Annotated in this window: 12 protein-coding genes and 2 tRNA genes; 10 read left to right on the top strand and 4 right to left on the bottom strand. The window is 70.6% G+C overall.

From position 1 onward, the window contains the following. The first annotated feature begins 23 nt into the window (after positions 1 to 23). The 4 genes from ABZX11_RS29925 (at position 24) to ABZX11_RS29910 (ending at position 4,026) form a co-directional block, all read left to right on the top strand. A complete protein-coding gene (locus ABZX11_RS29925) occupies positions 24 to 2,003 on the top strand; it encodes an acetoacetate--CoA ligase (RefSeq protein ID WP_354919067.1) in 1,980 nt (659 codons plus the stop codon). Between the two features lie 37 nt (positions 2,004 to 2,040). Beyond that, a complete protein-coding gene (locus tag ABZX11_RS29920) occupies positions 2,041 to 3,756 on the top strand; it encodes a phosphatidylglycerol lysyltransferase domain-containing protein (protein ID WP_354919064.1) in 1,716 nt (571 codons plus the stop codon). A gap of 65 nt (positions 3,757 to 3,821) precedes the next feature. Next, positions 3,822 to 3,911 (top strand) — tRNA-Ser (locus ABZX11_RS29915). Between the two features lie 41 nt (positions 3,912 to 3,952). Further along, positions 3,953 to 4,026, top strand: a tRNA-Arg gene (locus ABZX11_RS29910). 75 nt (positions 4,027 to 4,101) lie between these two features. Here ABZX11_RS29910 and ABZX11_RS29905 read toward each other — a convergent pair. Further along, entirely contained in the window at positions 4,102 to 5,316 is a 1,215-nt protein-coding gene (locus ABZX11_RS29905) for a cellulose binding domain-containing protein (protein ID WP_354919061.1), read from the bottom strand. A gap of 360 nt (positions 5,317 to 5,676) precedes the next feature. Between ABZX11_RS29905 and ABZX11_RS29900 the strand changes: the two genes are divergently transcribed. Further along, positions 5,677 to 7,317, top strand: coding sequence for a glycosyl hydrolase family 18 protein (locus ABZX11_RS29900; RefSeq protein ID WP_176173603.1), 1,641 nt, complete (start codon positions 5,677 to 5,679; stop codon positions 7,315 to 7,317). Further along, positions 7,314 to 8,669, top strand: coding sequence for a cellulose binding domain-containing protein (locus ABZX11_RS29895; RefSeq protein WP_354919058.1), 1,356 nt, complete (start codon positions 7,314 to 7,316; stop codon positions 8,667 to 8,669). Before ABZX11_RS29900 ends, ABZX11_RS29895 begins: the two co-directional genes overlap by 4 nt. A 110-nt stretch (positions 8,670 to 8,779) precedes the next feature. On the opposite strand, the gene ABZX11_RS29890 is transcribed toward ABZX11_RS29895, so the two are convergent. After that, positions 8,780 to 10,081, bottom strand: coding sequence for an aspartate aminotransferase family protein (locus tag ABZX11_RS29890; RefSeq protein WP_354919056.1), 1,302 nt, complete (start codon positions 10,079 to 10,081; stop codon positions 8,780 to 8,782). Positions 10,082 to 10,167: 86 nt separating this feature from the next. Between ABZX11_RS29890 and ABZX11_RS29885 the strand changes: the two genes are divergently transcribed. Beyond that, on the top strand, positions 10,168 to 11,073 hold the full coding sequence (locus tag ABZX11_RS29885; protein ID WP_354919053.1) for a LysR family transcriptional regulator: 906 nt from the start codon (positions 10,168 to 10,170) through the stop codon (positions 11,071 to 11,073). Here ABZX11_RS29885 and ABZX11_RS29880 read toward each other — a convergent pair. Beyond that, entirely contained in the window at positions 11,051 to 11,518 is a 468-nt protein-coding gene (locus tag ABZX11_RS29880) for a hydrogenase maturation protease (protein ID WP_354919050.1), read from the bottom strand. The two genes, ABZX11_RS29885 and ABZX11_RS29880, sit on opposite strands and share 23 nt — an antisense overlap. A gap of 58 nt (positions 11,519 to 11,576) precedes the next feature. Next, positions 11,577 to 12,620 (bottom strand): tetratricopeptide repeat protein, encoded by a 1,044-nt coding sequence (locus tag ABZX11_RS29875; RefSeq protein WP_176173598.1) that lies wholly within the window; start codon positions 12,618 to 12,620, stop codon positions 11,577 to 11,579. 178 nt (positions 12,621 to 12,798) lie between these two features. On the opposite strand from ABZX11_RS29875, the gene ABZX11_RS29870 reads away from it, so the two are divergent. From ABZX11_RS29870 to ABZX11_RS29860, 3 genes are all read left to right on the top strand, one after another. After that, positions 12,799 to 13,470: an HNH endonuclease family protein gene (locus ABZX11_RS29870; RefSeq protein ID WP_354919046.1), complete on the top strand. Its 672-nt coding sequence runs from the start codon at positions 12,799 to 12,801 to the stop codon at positions 13,468 to 13,470. A 10-nt stretch (positions 13,471 to 13,480) separates the two neighbouring features. Beyond that, positions 13,481 to 14,119, top strand: coding sequence for an alpha/beta fold hydrolase (locus tag ABZX11_RS29865; RefSeq protein WP_354919042.1), 639 nt, complete (start codon positions 13,481 to 13,483; stop codon positions 14,117 to 14,119). Between the two features lie 121 nt (positions 14,120 to 14,240). Further along, entirely contained in the window at positions 14,241 to 14,981 is a 741-nt protein-coding gene (locus tag ABZX11_RS29860; RefSeq protein WP_354919039.1) for a 3D domain-containing protein, read from the top strand. The last annotated feature ends 37 nt before the right edge of the window (positions 14,982 to 15,018 follow it).

Here is a 15,018-nt window from a genome sequence, read left to right as displayed (position 1 = left end):
ATCCGAAGGATTAGGCTCGGGGCGTGACGCACACCGCCGACGCCCCCGAAGTGCTCTGGCGCCCCGAGCCGGGCCACGTTGCCAACACCAAGATCGAAGCCTTCCGCCGGTGGCTGCGCGCCGAGCGCGGCGTCGAGGTGGACGACTACCGCGCGCTGCACGAGTTCTCGGTCGACCGCGGCCCGGACTTCTGGGCGGCGGTCGCGGACTTCCTCGGCGTCCGCTGGCACGACCAGCCCGGCGAGGTGCTCTCCGGCGAGATGCCGGACGCCGTCTGGTTCGAGGGCGGCACGCTCAACTACGCCGAGCACGCGCTCACCCCCGGCGTCGCGGGCGCGGTGAAGGCCGACGACGAGACGGCCGTGATCTTCCACCGCGAAGACGGCTTCGCGAGCCACCTGACGTACGGCCGGCTGCGCGCGCAGGTCGCCGCCGCCCGGGCCGCGCTGCTCGAACTCGGCGTCGGCAAGGGCGACCGGGTCGTCGCCCTCGCGCCGAACTGCCCGCAGACGCTGGTCGCGTTCCTCGCCGCGGCGAGCATCGGGGCGATCTGGTCGTCGTGCTCGCCGGACTTCGGCGTCCGCGCGGTCGCCGACCGGTTCGTCCAGATCGAGCCGAAGGTGCTCTTCGCGGTCAACGCCTACGCCTACAACGGCCGCCAGTTCGACATCCGGACGACGGTCGCCGACCTGCAGGCGCAGCTGCCGTCGCTGGCCGCGACCGTGCTCGTCGAGTACGTCGGCGAAGGCCGCATGGACGGAATCCTCGACTGGGCCGAGCTGCTCGCGAAGCACGAGGGCGCGCCGCTGCTGTTCGAGCCGGTCGAGTTCGCGCACCCGCTGTGGGTGCTCTACTCGTCGGGCACCACCGGCCTGCCGAAGGGCATCGTGCACGGCCACGGCGGTATCACGCTGGAGCACCTCAAGGCGCTGGCGCTGCAGACCGACCTCGGCCCCGGCGACCGGTTCTTCTGGTTCAGCACCACCGGCTGGATGATGTGGAACTTCCTCATCTCCGGCCTGCTGGTCGGCACGACGATCGTGCTCTACGACGGCAGCCCGGGCTTCCCGGACCTGAACGCGCTCTGGCACCTGGCCGAGCAGCACCGCGTCACCTACTTCGGCACGTCGGCCCCGTTCATCCAGAGCTGCCTCAAGGCCGGCATCAAGCCCGCGGGGCGCTACGACCTCTCCGGCCTGCGCGCGCTGGGCTCCACGGGCGCGCCGCTGAGCGTCGAGGGCTTCCGGTGGATCGTCGACGAGGTCGGGAAGGACGTGCAGATCTGCTCGGTCTCCGGCGGCACCGACCTGTGCGCGGCCTTCGTCGCGTCGGCGCCCGACGTGCCGGTCTGGCTCGGTGAGCTGTCCTGCCCGGCGCTGGGGGCCGCGGTCAACGCCTTCGACGAAGCCGGCAACGCCGTCGTCGAGGAGGTCGGCGAGCTGGTCATCACCAAGCCGATGCCGTCGATGCCGGTGTTCTTCTGGAACGACCCCGACGGCTCGCGGCTGCGTGAGGCCTACTTCGAGATGTACCCCGGGCTGTGGCGGCACGGGGACTGGATCCGGATCACGAACCGCGGCTCGGCGGTGATCTACGGCCGCAGCGACTCGACGCTCAACCGCGGCGGCGTCCGGATGGGCACGGCGGAGTTCTACCGGGTCGTCGAGGGCTACGACGAGATCGCGGATTCCCTGGTCGTGGACACCTCGGCGGCCGGGAACGAGGACGGGCAGCTGATCTGTTTCGTGGTGCTGGCCGGTGGTGTCGCGCTCGAAGACGTCGAGCCGCGGCTGCGCAAGGAGCTCCGTAGCGCGCTGTCACCGCGCCATGTACCCGATCGGTTCGTCGTGGTTTCCGAGATACCTCGTACCTTGAACGGTAAGAAGTGTGAGGTACCGGTGAAGAAGATCCTCGCCGGTGTGGCTCCTGACCGGGCCGTCAGCCGCGACGCGCTGGCCAACCCGGCGGCGCTCGCGCCGTTCGTGGAGCTCGCCGGGGGGTAGATGGGGGAAGCATGATCAGCCACGCTGGGTTGAACGGGTGGTGACGGGGACACGCGCGCAGATCACCTGGAAGGTGGCGGGAGCCACCACCGTGGGGGTGATCACCTGGGTGACCCGGCTGGCCGGGCTGCTGACCGTGGGCTCGATCCTGGTCCCGGCCGGCCGGCGCAGCCTGCGCGGGCACCTGGCCGAGTGGCTGGAGCTGCCGCAGGAGGCAACGGTCGCCGCGGCGACCGTTGCCCTGGTCATGGGCGTGCTGCTGGTGCTACTGGCCGCGGGGCTCCGGCGCCGCAAGCGCCGGGCCTGGCAGCTGGCCGTGGGCGCGACCGTGCTGCTCACGATGTCGCACCTGGGGCTGAAGCACGTCCTCGGCGCCGGCCTGGTGTCGGTGCTGCTGCTGATCGGCCTGATCGCCAACCGGCGCTACTTCGTCGCGAAGCCGGACCCGGTGGTCGGGCGCTGGCGGGCGGTGCGCGTGTTCGTCCAGCTGGCGCTGGCCGGCTTCGTGATCAACGTCATCCTGCTCTCCGTGGCGCCGCGCGCGGCGCTGGAGCCGATGGGGTTCGGCGACCGGCTCGCGGAGTCGGCGCTCGCGCTGGTCGCGGCCAGCGGGCCCGCGGTGTTCCACCAGATGTGGCTGGAGGACCTCACCGCCGCCGTCGGCGCGCTGTTCGGCCTCGCCGCGGTGCTGGTGTCGGCGTACTTCCTGCTGCGCTCGGCCGAGCCGGCGCCACGGCTGACCGACGAAGAGGTCGCGCGGCTGCGCCGGCTGCTGGACGAGCACGGCGAGCGTGACTCGCTCGGCTACTTCGCGCTGCGGCGGGACAAGTTCGCGGTGTTCTCGAAGACGGGCAAGGCGGCGGTCACCTACCGCGTGATCGCCGGGGTCGCGCTGTGCTCGGCCGACCCGCTCGGCGACCACGAGGCCTGGCCGGGCGCGATCGAGGAGTACCTGGAGGTCTGCCGGAGGAACGGCTGGACGCCGGCGGCGATGGGCGTCTCCGAGCTCGGCGCGACGGTGTGGGCCCGGTTCGGCCTGGAGGTCCTGGAGATCGGCGACGAGGCGGTCGTCGACGCGGCGGGGTTCACGTTGGACGGCCGCACCATGCGCGGCGTCCGCCAGGCGGCGTCCCGCACCAAGCGCGCGGGCTACAAGGTTCTGGTGCGCCGGGCCGAGGACCTGCGCCCGGGCGAGCTGGCCGAACTGGAGGTGCTGGCGGCCAACTGGCGCGGCACGGACACCGAGCGCGGCTTCTCGATGGCACTCGGCCGCATGGGCGACCCGGGCTCGGTGCTGGTGACGGCCGAGCAGGGCGGGCGCGTCCGCGGCGTGCTCCAGTTCGTGCCGTGGGGGACGAAGGGCCTGTCGCTGGACGTCATGCGCCGCGACCGCGCGGCCGACAACGGCGTCAACGAGCTGATGATCTCGGAGCTCCTCCTGGCGGCGGGCCGCCACGGCGTCGAGCAGGTGTCCCTGAACTTCGCGGCGTTCCGCGCCCTGATGGAACAGGGCCGCCGCATCGGCGCGGGCCCGGTCGCCCGCATGTCGGCGAAGGTGCTGCACTTCTTCTCGCGCTGGATCCAGATCGAGACGCTCTACCGGTTCAACGCGAAGTTCCAGCCGCGCTGGGTGCCGAGGTACCTGGTGTACCCGGGGGTGCGCGAACTCCCCCGGGTGGGCATCGCGACGTTCGAGGCCGAGGGCCTCGGCGGCCGCTCCCCGCGCCTGCTCAGGCTGCTGCAGCGGGCATAAGGGGGGCCGCGTTCGGGGGTGATCCGGGGGTGTGTAACCTATCTGAGCAGTGGTCGTTGGGCCCAGGAGGCTTCGCCTAGTCTGGTCTATGGCGCCGCACTGCTAATGCGGTTGGGGGTAACCCCCCCTCCCGGGTTCAAATCCCGGAGCCTCCGCTGGTACCCGGTTCGCCGGGTGCTAGGTTACAACTGAACACGCGCCCGTAGCTCAGCTGGATAGAGCATCTGACTACGGATCAGAAGGTCAGGGGTTCGAATCCCTTCGGGCGCACGTCTGGTTGAGACAGCAGTACAAGGAACCCCCTGGAAACAGGGGGTTCCTTGCTGTTTCGGCCCTTTGCGGCCCTCAGAAGTTCTTCTTGGACACCGTCCACGGGTACCGGGACGCGAGTCCGGACGGGTCAAGGATGTAGGTGCGGGCCGTGGCGTTGCCGTTGAGCACCATGTCCAGGAACTGGACGACCGTGGTCATTCCGTCGGTCAGCTGGCTCCCGGTGATGAAGCCGACGTGCCCGGCCTGCGGGTGCACCGCCAGCACGGCGGGAACGGTCACCAGGTCGTAGTTGGCGCGGGTGTTGTCGTAGGCGATGTCGGACGGACCGCCGGCCATGAACAACGTCGGTGTGTGGAGGCGGGCGAGCTCGGCTCGCGAATAGCCGAAGGAGCCGTCTGCGAAGAAGCCGCTGTCGAGCGAGACGGCGGCGGAGACCCGGCTGTCCTGCGCGGCGACCAAGGCCTCGATGCCGCCGCAGGAGTGGCCCGAGGTGGCCACCTTCGCCAGGTCGAGCCGCTGCGACAGCGGTGCCCCGGACCGGTTCTGCTCCCGCTCCGCCCACGTGATCGCCCCGGTCAGCAGGGACGGGATGGGGGAGCCGCTCGGCACGCCGTTGGCCGAACCGTTCGCCGATCCGGTGTCCACCACCACGAAGCCCTTCGACGCGATGAACGTCAGCGCGCGGGTGACCTCGCTGTTGTCCGTGTGCGCGCAGGCCCCGTTGCCGAACGCCAGCACCGGCATCGGCGCACCCACCGCCTGCGGGTTCGACGGCCGGAACACGGTGTACCGGTTGTCGCCGTACGCGGCCTCCCGGGTGACCGGGAAGTTTTTGTTCACCGCGGGTTCGCCGCCCGCCGGTGGGGTCGGCACCGAGCCGGTGCACGCGACGCCGTTGAGCGTGAACGCCGACGGGGCGGCCGAGCTGCCGCCGGACGTGGCGTTGAAGCCGAAGGAAACCGTTCCGCCCGTGGCGACGGCGCCGTTCCACGACGCGTTGGTCACCGACACCTGGGCGCCCGACTGGGTGTGGGTCCCGTTCCACAGCTGCGTGATCCGCTCGTCGCCGGAGAACGTCCAGGTCAGCTGCCATCCGTTCACCGGGCTGCCGAGGTTCGTCACCGTCACGGCGGCGCCGAACCCGCCCTGCCACTGGGAACCGATCGCGTAGTCGACCCGGCATCCGCCCGCGGCCGCTGCCGTGCCGGTCACGGCGGGCGCGGTCGTCACCGCCATGGCCGCCACGACGGCCATCGTCCGCCGGACCCGGGAATTCGTTGCGCGCAAGATGATCTCCTCTTCGCTGAGTGACCGGCCATCTTGGGAGCGCTCCCAGTCGCCGCTCCGACTGTGGACTCTTTGCGGTACGCCCGTCAAGCAATGTGTCTGACGAACCGCTGGTTTCACTCGGTTGGGCCAGACCGCGTCCGGTCCTGGATCGCGCAGGATCCACTGCTCTGCGTAACCGGTCTGGACCAGTAAGCCGCGTGCACGAGGACTGGTCCTGACCCGTTATCACTCTTCGTGGTGACACTTCCGTAATTGGTCTGGACCACGTACCGTTTGCGCAAACGGCGCAAAACACCGCCCTGGTCCCCGCCGGCGGTGTGGGTTTCCGCCACCCTGCACCTGGCTCAAGGGAGAGCGATGTCCAGAAAGAGATGGCACCTCCTCGGTCTCTTCACCGCGGTCGGCGCGCTCGCGGTCGGCCTCGTCACCGTGCCGGCCAACGCCGCCGGCGGCGTCAGCGCCACCTTCAGCAAGGGCTCCGACTGGGGCACCGGCTACGAGGGCAAGTACACGATCAACAACGGCTCCGGCTCGACGCTGCCGACCTGGACCGTCGAGTTCGACCTGCCGAGCGGCGCGAAGATCTCGTCGCTCTGGGACGGCAGCTACACCGCGTCCGGCCAGCACGTCACCGTCAAGAACAGCTGGAACGGCAACGTCGGCAACGGCGGAACCGCCAGCTTCGGCTTCAACGTCGCCTACTCCGGCACCTACTCGGCCCCGGCGAACTGCAAGCTGAACGGCGGTTCCTGCGACGCCGGCGGCGGCACCCCGACCACCACGCCGACGACCCCGACCCAGCCGACCACCACCCCGACGACGCCGACGACGACGCCGACCACGCCCACCACCCCGACGACCACCACGCCGCCCCCGCCGGGCGGGCTGAAGAACGTCGGCTACTTCGTGCAGTGGGGCGTCTACGGCCGCAACTACCACGTCAAGAACATCGAGACGTCGGGCTCGGCCAGCAAGCTGACCCACATCAACTACGCGTTCGGCAACGTCAAGAACGGGCAGTGCACCGCGAACGACGACCCGTACGCCGACTACCAGAAGACCTACGACGCCGCGGGCAGCGTCGACGGGGTCGCCGACACCTGGGACCAGCCGGTCGCGGGCAACTTCAACCAGCTGCGCAAGCTGAAGAAGCTGCACCCGGGCCTCAAGGTCATCTGGTCGTTCGGCGGCTGGACCTACTCGGGTGGCTTCGGCCAGGCCTCGCAGAACGCGGCCGCCTTCGCGCAGTCCTGCTACAACCTCCTGAAGGACCCGCGCTGGGCCGACATCTGGGACGGCATCGACATCGACTGGGAGTACCCCAACGCCTGCGGCCTGTCCTGTGACACCAGCGGTGCCGCGGCCTACAAGAACCTGATGTCCGCGCTGCGGGCCAAGTTCGGCTCGTCGTTCCTCATCACCTCGGCCATCACCGCGGACGGCAGCAGCGGCGGCAAGCTCGACGTCGCCGACTACGGCGGCGCCGCGCAGTACGTCGACTGGTACAACGTGATGACCTACGACTACTTCGGTGCCTGGGCCGCGCAGGGTCCGACGGCCCCGCACTCGCCGCTGACCAACTTCACCGGCATCCCGACCCCGGGCTTCTACTCCGACGCGGCGATCCAGAAGCTGAAGAGCAAGGGCGTCCCGTCGAGCAAGCTGCTGCTGGGCATCGGTTTCTACGGCCGCGGCTGGACCGGCGTCACGCAGGACGCGCCGGGCGGCACGGCGACCGGCCCCGCGCCGGGCACGTACGAGCAGGGCATCGAGGACTACAAGGTCCTCAAGAACACCTGCCCGTCGACCGGCACCTTCGCCGGCACCGCGTACGCCAAGTGCGGCAGCAACTGGTGGAGCTACGACACCCCGGCGACGATCAACGGCAAGATGTCCTACGCCAAGCAGCAGGGTCTCGGCGGCGCCTTCTTCTGGGAGCTGACCGGTGACACCACGGGCGGCGAGCTCATCACCGCGATGAAGAACGGCCTGTCGTGAGCCGCCGGTGGTTGCCCGCACTCGGGCTGGCGGCCGCGGCCGCCACGATCGGCGCGATGTTCGTGATCGCGCCGGCGAACGCGGCGGGCGGTGTGTCCGCGACCTTCTCGAAGGGCTCCGACTGGGGCACCGGGTACGAGGGCAAGTACACGATCGCCAACGGCTCGGGCTCGACGCTCGCCACCTGGACCGTCGAGTTCGACCTGCCTTCCGGGGCGAAGATCTCGTCGCTGTGGGACGGCAGCTACACGGCGTCCGGCCAGCACGTCACGGTGAAGAACACCTGGAACGGCAACGTCGCCAACGGCGGTAGCGCCAGTTTCGGGTTCAACGTGGCGTACTCCGGCTCGTACGCCGCGCCGTCGAACTGCAAGCTGAACGGGGGTTCGTGCGCCGCCGGGGGCACACCCCCCACGACCACGACGCCTCCTACGACGACGACCCCGCCGACGACGACCACCACCACGCCGCCGCCGGCGGGTGGCCGGGGTGCGCCCTACCTCTACATGGGCTGGGGCAGCCCGCCGAACCCGCAGACGGTGATGTCCGCGACCGGGATCAAGTGGTTCACCATGGCGTTCATCAACGCCTCCGGTGGCTGCAACCCGGCGTGGGACAGCAGCCGTCCGCTGTCGGGCAGCGCCGACGCCACCGCGATCTCCCAGATCAAGGCGGCGGGCGGCCAGGTCGTCCCGTCGTTCGGCGGCTGGAGCGGCAACAAGCTGGGCCCGAACTGCTCGACGCCTGCCGCGCTGGCCGGCGCGTACCAGCAGGTCATCAACGCCTACGGGCTGAAGGCGATCGACATCGACATCGAGAACTCCGACGAGTTCGAGAACGAGGCCGTGCAGGACCGCATCCTGGGCGCGCTCAAGATCGTCAAGCAGAACAACCCGGGGATCCAGACGATCCTGACCTTCGGCACGTCGACGACCGGCCCGAACTACTACGGGAACCGGCTCATCGACCAGTCGAAGGCGCTGGGCGCGAACGTGGACGTGTACACGATCATGCCGTTCGACTTCGGCGGCGGCGCGAACATGTACACCAGCACGGTGAGCGCGGCGAACGGCCTGCGTGACAAGCTGAAGTCGACGTTCGGGTGGTCGGACGCCACGGCGTACGCCCACCTCGGCATCTCGGGCATGAACGGCCTGTCCGACCAGCAGGAGCTGACGGACCTGTCGACCTGGACCCAGATCACCAACTGGGCCAAGTCGAACAAGATCGCCCGCCTGGCGTTCTGGTCGGTCAACCGCGACCGGGGCTGCCCCGGCGGCGGCGTCCAGTCGGCGTGCAGCGGCATCGCCCAGAACGACTGGGACTTCACGAAGGTGACAGCGGGCTTCTGACGCTGTCGCAAGCGGCCTCCTTGCCCGTCCATCCATGCCCCCACCACCGCCCTCAACGGAGGCGCTTCGCGCCGCGGTGTTGGATTGGCGGGTGGGCAAGGAGGCCGTTCTCATGACATCTTGACGGCGTCCCCGATCGCTTGGTCCAAAATGGACACGCCGAGCGAGATCTCCTCTTCGGACGCCGTCAGCGGCGGCGCGATCCGGAACACCCCGCCCATCCCGGGCAGCTGCACGATGTTCATGTGCAGCCCCAGTTCGAGGCAGCGCCGGGTGACGCGCGCGCCCAGCTCGTCGGAACTCCGCTTGGTCTTCCGGTCCACCACCAGTTCCACCCCGGCCAGCAGGCCGCGGCCGCGGATGTCGCCGACGACCTCGTGCCGGTACGCGAGCTGCTCGAGGCCGTGGCGCAGCACCGAGCCGAGCTGCAGCGCCCGCTCGTCGAGGTGGTCGCGGGCCAGCACGTCCAGCACCGTGTTGCCGACCGCCGCCGGGAGCGGGTCCGACACGTGCGTCGTGAAGAACAGGAACCCGCGGTCGTGGGCCTCCTGCTCGATGGCCGCGCTCGTCACCACCGCGGCCAGCGGCAGGCCCGCGCCGAGCGTCTTCGACAGCGTCAGGATGTCCGGGACGACGCCGTCGCGCTCGAACGCGTACCAGTTCCCGGTGCGGCACAACCCGGTCTGGGCTTCGTCGAGGATCAGCAGCATCCCGCGCTCACGGCACTTCTCGGCCAGTGCGGCGAAGTAGCCGGGCGGGGGCTCGATGATCCCGCCCGAGCTGAGGATCGGCTCGGCCAGGAACGCGGCCAGGCTGCCCACCGACTGTGCGTCGATCAGCTCGAACCCGAAGTCCAGCTGGCGGCGCCAATCCAGCTCGCCGGCCGCGTCGGTGAAGTCCGGCCGGTACGCGTTCGGCGCCGGGATGGCGAAGTTGCCGGGCGCGGCCGGCCCGTACCCGCGACGGCCCGCGCTGTAGGTCGCGCTCGCCGCCGCCTGCGTCATGCCGTGCCAGGAGCGGGCGAACGAGACGATCTCGTGCCGTCCCGTGACCAGCTTGGCCATCCGGACGGCGGCCTCGTTCGACTCGGCGCCGGTGGTGAGCAGCAGCGCCTTCTCCAGCGGTGACGGCAGCGTCTCGGCCAGCCGCCGCGCCAGGTCGACGACCGGGCGGCTCAGCATGCCGCTGAACAGGTGGTCGAGCCGGCCCACCTGCCGCCGGACGGTCTCGACGATCTCCGGGTGCGCGTGCCCGAGGATCGCGCTCATCTGGCCGGAGGTGAAGTCCAGGATCCGGCGGCCGTCCTCGGTGAAGACGAAACTGCCCTCGGCGTGGTCGATGATCTCGCGGGTGAAGGCGCCGCCGTACCGCACGAGGTGCCGGTCGACGTCAGCCCAGAAGGAGTCAGCCATGGCTTCGACGCTAGGTCGCGGCGAGCGACACGTCCATCTCACAATTCCGGCTTCCCTGTTCGGTTCCGCCGAACAACAATGACGGCATGCTGAACCCGTGGCGCCTGCGGCTGCTGAGCAAGCTCGACACCCTCGGCACCGTCCGCGCGGTGGCGCATGACGCCAACCTGAGCGCGTCCAGCGTGTCGCAGCAGCTGGCCGTCCTCGAAGCGGAAACCCGAACCCAGCTGCTGGAACGCACCGGCCGTCGGGTCCGGCTCACCCCGGCGGGCCTGATGCTGGCCCGCCGCGCGCGGGTGATCCTCGACCACATGGAGACGGTCGAGGCGGAGCTGCGCAGCCTGAACGAGGAGCCGGCCGGCCTGGTCCGGCTCGGCGCGTTCCAGAGCGCCATCCACACCCTCGCCGTCCCGGCGGTGAGCAGGCTGGCGCACCCGGACCTCGAGGTCCAGCTTCTGGAGCTGGAGCCACACGAGAGCATCCCGGCCCTGCGGGGCGGCGACGCCGACGTCATCATCACCACGACCGACTTCGTCGAGCTGCCCCTGGGCCCCGACCTCGACATCGTCCCGCTGGCCACGGACCCGATCGTGCTGGTGACACCGCCGGACGCGCCCCGCGGCCCGGCCGTCCTGTCGGCCTACGCGAACGAGCCGTGGGCGCTGGACATGCCGCAGTCGTACATGGCGAACCTGACGCTGCGCTTGTGCCGCGAGTCGGGCTTCGAGCCGCGGGTGGTGTGCCGCTTCAGCAACTACCTGATGACGCTGCAGCACGTCGAAGCCGGCTTGGCGATCGCACTGCTCCCCGGGCTGGCGGTCGACCGCCACTACCGCGTGGCGACGCGCGAGCTGGCCACCCCGGTGACCCGCACGATCGCGGCGGTGGTCCGGAGCGGAACCCCGCTGCGCGCGGGCGTGAACGTGGTCCTGGAAGCGCTGCGGCAGCTGCCGGAACTGCCGGAACTGGTCAGACTTCCGTCTTCTCCCTGACCGGCAGCTCCGGGTTCGCGCCCCACGCCAGTTCGGTGACCACCCGCACCGCCGCCGGGACGGCCGCGCGGACCTCCGGTGACAGCCCGATCCCGCCGTCTACGCACGCGGGTTCGCAGCAGAAGACCAGTACGCGGCCCGCGTCGCCGCCCAGGAGGCGCAGCAGGCGGACCACCGCGTCGCCCGGGAGGTCGTGGGTGTCGGTCGCCGACGTCAGGGACAGCGTTCCCGGGCGGACGCCGTGCGGGGTCGCGTCCAGGAGGATCGTCGTGTCGTAGCCGCCGGTCAGGTCGTACGCCAGGTGGACCGTGGCGATGTCGTAGTCGGCGATCTGCACCCACGGTGGCAGACCAGCCCGGTCCAGTTCCCGGAGCACTTCGACGCCGAAGCCGTCGTCGTGCAGGAAGACGTTGCCGATGCTCGCGACCAGGACTCGTGGCCTCATTGCGCAACCTCCTGGGGTGCGCCTTCAGGCTAGAACTGTGAAGTGGATCACACAATAGCTAGTGTTGGTGCTCCCGCTCGTCCTGCGCGGTTTCCGCGCGCGCGAGCCACAACTCGGCTTCGTGGGCAGCTCCCCGGGCCCGCAGCATCCGCGCCAGGCTGAGCATCCCCTGGACGTCGCCGGTCTCGGCGGCGCGGCGGAACCACTGCTCGGCCTGCGCCAGGTCCTCGCGGTGCTCGGCGAGGTGGCCCAGGTTGGTCAGCGCCGGGACGCTCCCGTGCTCCGCGGCCTTGCGGTACCAAGCGGCCGCTTCGCCTTCGTCCCCGCGGTTGCGGGCCAGCACGCCCAGGTTGGTCATCGCCGCCGGGTCGCCGCGCTCGGCCGCGTCGAGGTACCAGCTCTCCGCCTCTTCGACGTCGCCGCGGCGGTGCAGCAGCAGCCCGAGCCGGGTGATCGCCTCGACGTGGCCGCCGCCCGCGCCCCGGCGGTACCACGATTCGGCGTCGCTCGGCCGGCCGAGGCGCTCGGCCTGCCTGCCGAGCTGGCAGGTGGCCGAGAGGTCGCCGGCCTGGACCGCGGAGCGCCACCAACGCGCCGCCTCGGCCGCCTGGCCGCGGTCGCGCAGCACGATGCCCAGGTCGATCATCGCGCCGGTGAAGCCGGCCTCGGCGGACTGCCGCAGCCACGACTCGGCCTCTTCGTTCTTCCCCTCTTCACGCAGCAGGCGCCCGAGCGCGGCCATCGAGGGCAGGTCGCCGGTCCGGGCCGCCTCGCCGTACCAGTGCCGGGCGTCCTCGCGCTTGCCGCGCCGCTCGTAGGACTTGGCCAGGTACTGCATCCCGTGCGGCTCGCCGGCCAGCGCCGCCTCGTGGTACCAGCGCTCGGCCTCGTCCAGTACCCCGCGGTCGGCGAGCAGGTGGGCCAGCGCCGTCATCGAGACGCGGTCGCCGCCCATCGCGGCCTTGCGGTACCACGATTCGGCCTCGGCCAGCTCGCCGCGCTCGCGCATGGCCAAGCCCATCCGGGCCATGGCGACGACGTTGCCGCCTTCCGCGGCTTTGCGCTGGAAGAACTCGTCGAACTTCTTGAGCCGGCCGGGCATCGGCTGCTCCCTCCGGATGGGTCCTGCTCCGGTAGTCGCAGAAGATCGGCTCCGTGTGACAGCTCCGCCGTGGGTGGGCGACGTCACATTCGCGCCAGGTCGTCGTGTCGGCGCGGTTGTCCCGGGCCGGCAGAGGTGAGACTACGCCGCGCGACCGCGCAGGTGAGAGGAGAAAATCGTGGCGGCCCGGGGCTTTCGGCTGAGCGTGACGCAGCGAACTCTGCTGGTAATCGTGGTGCTCGCGGTCGCGCTCTTCGGGTACTGGGCGACAAGGGGCGCGGGCGCGACCCCGTCGACCTCGGGGGCGCCGGTACCGGTCAGTGCGGCCGACGCCCAGAAGCAGCTCGACGAGCTGACCATCGCCGCGCGGACCTCGATGGACGGCTACTCGCGCGAGAAGTTCCCGCACTGGGACAGCCAGGGGTCCGGCTGCGACACCCGCGAAGTCGTCCTCAAGCGCGACGGCAAGGACGTCAAGACGGACAAGGACTGCAAGGCGCTGTCCGGCACCTGGACCAGCGTCTACGACGACGAGACCTGGACCAAGCCGACCGACCTCGACATCGACCACATGGTCCCGCTCGGGCAGGCGTGGGCGAGCGGCGCGAAGTCGTGGACGACCGAGAAGCGCGAGCAGTTCGCCAACGACCTGACCCGGCCGCAGCTGTTCGCCGTCACCGACAACGTCAACCAGCAGAAGAGCGACAAGGCGCCCGACCAGTGGAAGCCGCCGCTGGTCGCCTTCTGGTGCACCTACGCGACCGACTGGATCGTCGTGAAGCACTACTACGGGCTGACGATCACGCAGGCCGAGAAGACCGCCTTGACCGACATGCTGCGCCGCTGCTGAGCTGGCCCGCGTGACGACTTTCGCGCTGATCCACGGGGGCGGCGGCAGCGGCTGGGACTTCCACCTGCTCATCCCGGAGCTCGAGGCCCGCGGCCACGACGCCGTCGCCCCGGACCTGCCGATCACCGACCGCACGGCCGGGCTGGCGGAGTTCACCGGCACGGTCCTGGCCGCGCTGGGCGACCGCACGGACGTCGCCGTCGTCGGCCATTCGTACGGCGGGTTCACCGCGCCGCTGGTCGCGGCGAAGGTCCGGGCGCGGCTGCTGGTGTACCTGGCCGGGATGGTCCCGGCGCCGGGGGAGCAGCCGGGGCAGTGGTGGGACAACACCGGCTTCGCATCGCCGAAGGGCCTGACCGAGACCGAGCAGTTCTTCAACGGCGTCCCGGCGGAACTCGCCGAAGCGTGCCAGGCGCACGGGCGTGAGCAGGTCAGCAAGGAGTGGGACGAACCGTGGCCGCTCCCGGCCCACCCCGACGTCCCGACCAAGGTGCTCCTCGCCCGCGACGACCGGTTCTTCGTCCCGGACTTCCAGCGGCGGGTGGCCCGCGAGCGGCTCGGCATCGAGCCCGACGAGCTCGACGGCCCGCACTGCGTGCCGCTCAGCCACCCGGCCGCGCTGGCCGACCGGCTGGTGAGCTACCTCTGACTGCGCCGATCGGCGCTTAAAGGTCTAGACCTATTGACTGTGTGGTCCAGGCCACTTACGGTCTTGACCAGCGGCGAACCCGCTCGCGTCACCTCCACCCGGTCCCCACCACGGAGGTCTTATGCGCTTGGCATCCGTCTTCGTGCTGGCGGCGCTCGCTGCCGGTCTCTTCGCCGCCCCCGCGGCTTCGGCCGCCACCCTGCCCGCCTGCCAGCACTTCTACCCCGGCCCGATCCCGGACCGCCCGGTCACCGGCGGGCACGGCCCCGGCACGCTCGTCGGCGCCGTGGACGTGAGCAACCGCCTGCCCGCACCCGGCTCGGTCAGCGGGGGCCTGGGCAGCGACGGCAAGGTCACCTTCACCTTCGCCAGGGTCGCCGGCGCGAAGGCCTACCGGGCTTTCCGCAACGGTCAAGCCCTGCAGTGGATCAGCGACTGGGGCCAGCCGACGCTGACCGTCACCGACGCCAGTCCCTGCCAGAACGCGAACTACCAGCTGTACGCGATGACGGCGGAGGACAACTCCCCGGGTTCACTCGGCCGGATCTCCACGGCCTACCGCCTCGACGGCGCGAACCGGCTCGCCGGCTACCGCATCCCGGCGGGCACCACGCTGAACTACCGCGTCACGTCCTACAACGACGTCGCCCAGACGGCGCTGGGCTACCAGGCCGGGCCGGGTTTCTGCGCGGTCGACGCCCGGATCATCCCGTGGGGCACCCGGTTCTCCGTCCCCGGCTACGGCGAGTGCTACGCGGCGGACATCGGCAGCTGGATCAAGGACGACATCGTCGATGTCTGGCTGCCCGGAGGCCAGGCCGACGCCTGGGGCATCCAGCGACTGACCCTCACCGTGCGGTAGGCCACCTGACCGCCGAAAGGCCGTGACGGCCTCCTTG

The organism is Amycolatopsis sp. NPDC004169, from assembly GCF_040610315.1.
Lineage (GTDB): Bacteria > Actinomycetota > Actinomycetes > Mycobacteriales > Pseudonocardiaceae > Amycolatopsis.
Note: the sequence above shows the minus strand (reverse complement) of the source record. Positions and strands in the feature narration are given on the sequence as shown.

Excerpts from the sequence above, each read along its gene's own strand:
- ABZX11_RS29860 (WP_354919039.1), top strand. The coding sequence starts at position 14,241 with ATGCGCTTGGCATCCGTCTTCGTGCTGGCGGCGCTCGCTGCCGGTCTC.
- ABZX11_RS29880 (WP_354919050.1), bottom strand. The coding sequence starts at position 11,518 with ATGAGGCCACGAGTCCTGGTCGCGAGCATCGGCAACGTCTTCCTGCAC.
- ABZX11_RS29875 (WP_176173598.1), bottom strand. The coding sequence starts at position 12,620 with ATGCCCGGCCGGCTCAAGAAGTTCGACGAGTTCTTCCAGCGCAAAGCC.
- ABZX11_RS29900 (WP_176173603.1), top strand. The coding sequence starts at position 5,677 with ATGTCCAGAAAGAGATGGCACCTCCTCGGTCTCTTCACCGCGGTCGGC.
- ABZX11_RS29890 (WP_354919056.1), bottom strand. The coding sequence starts at position 10,081 with ATGGCTGACTCCTTCTGGGCTGACGTCGACCGGCACCTCGTGCGGTAC.
- ABZX11_RS29885 (WP_354919053.1), top strand. The coding sequence starts at position 10,168 with ATGCTGAACCCGTGGCGCCTGCGGCTGCTGAGCAAGCTCGACACCCTC.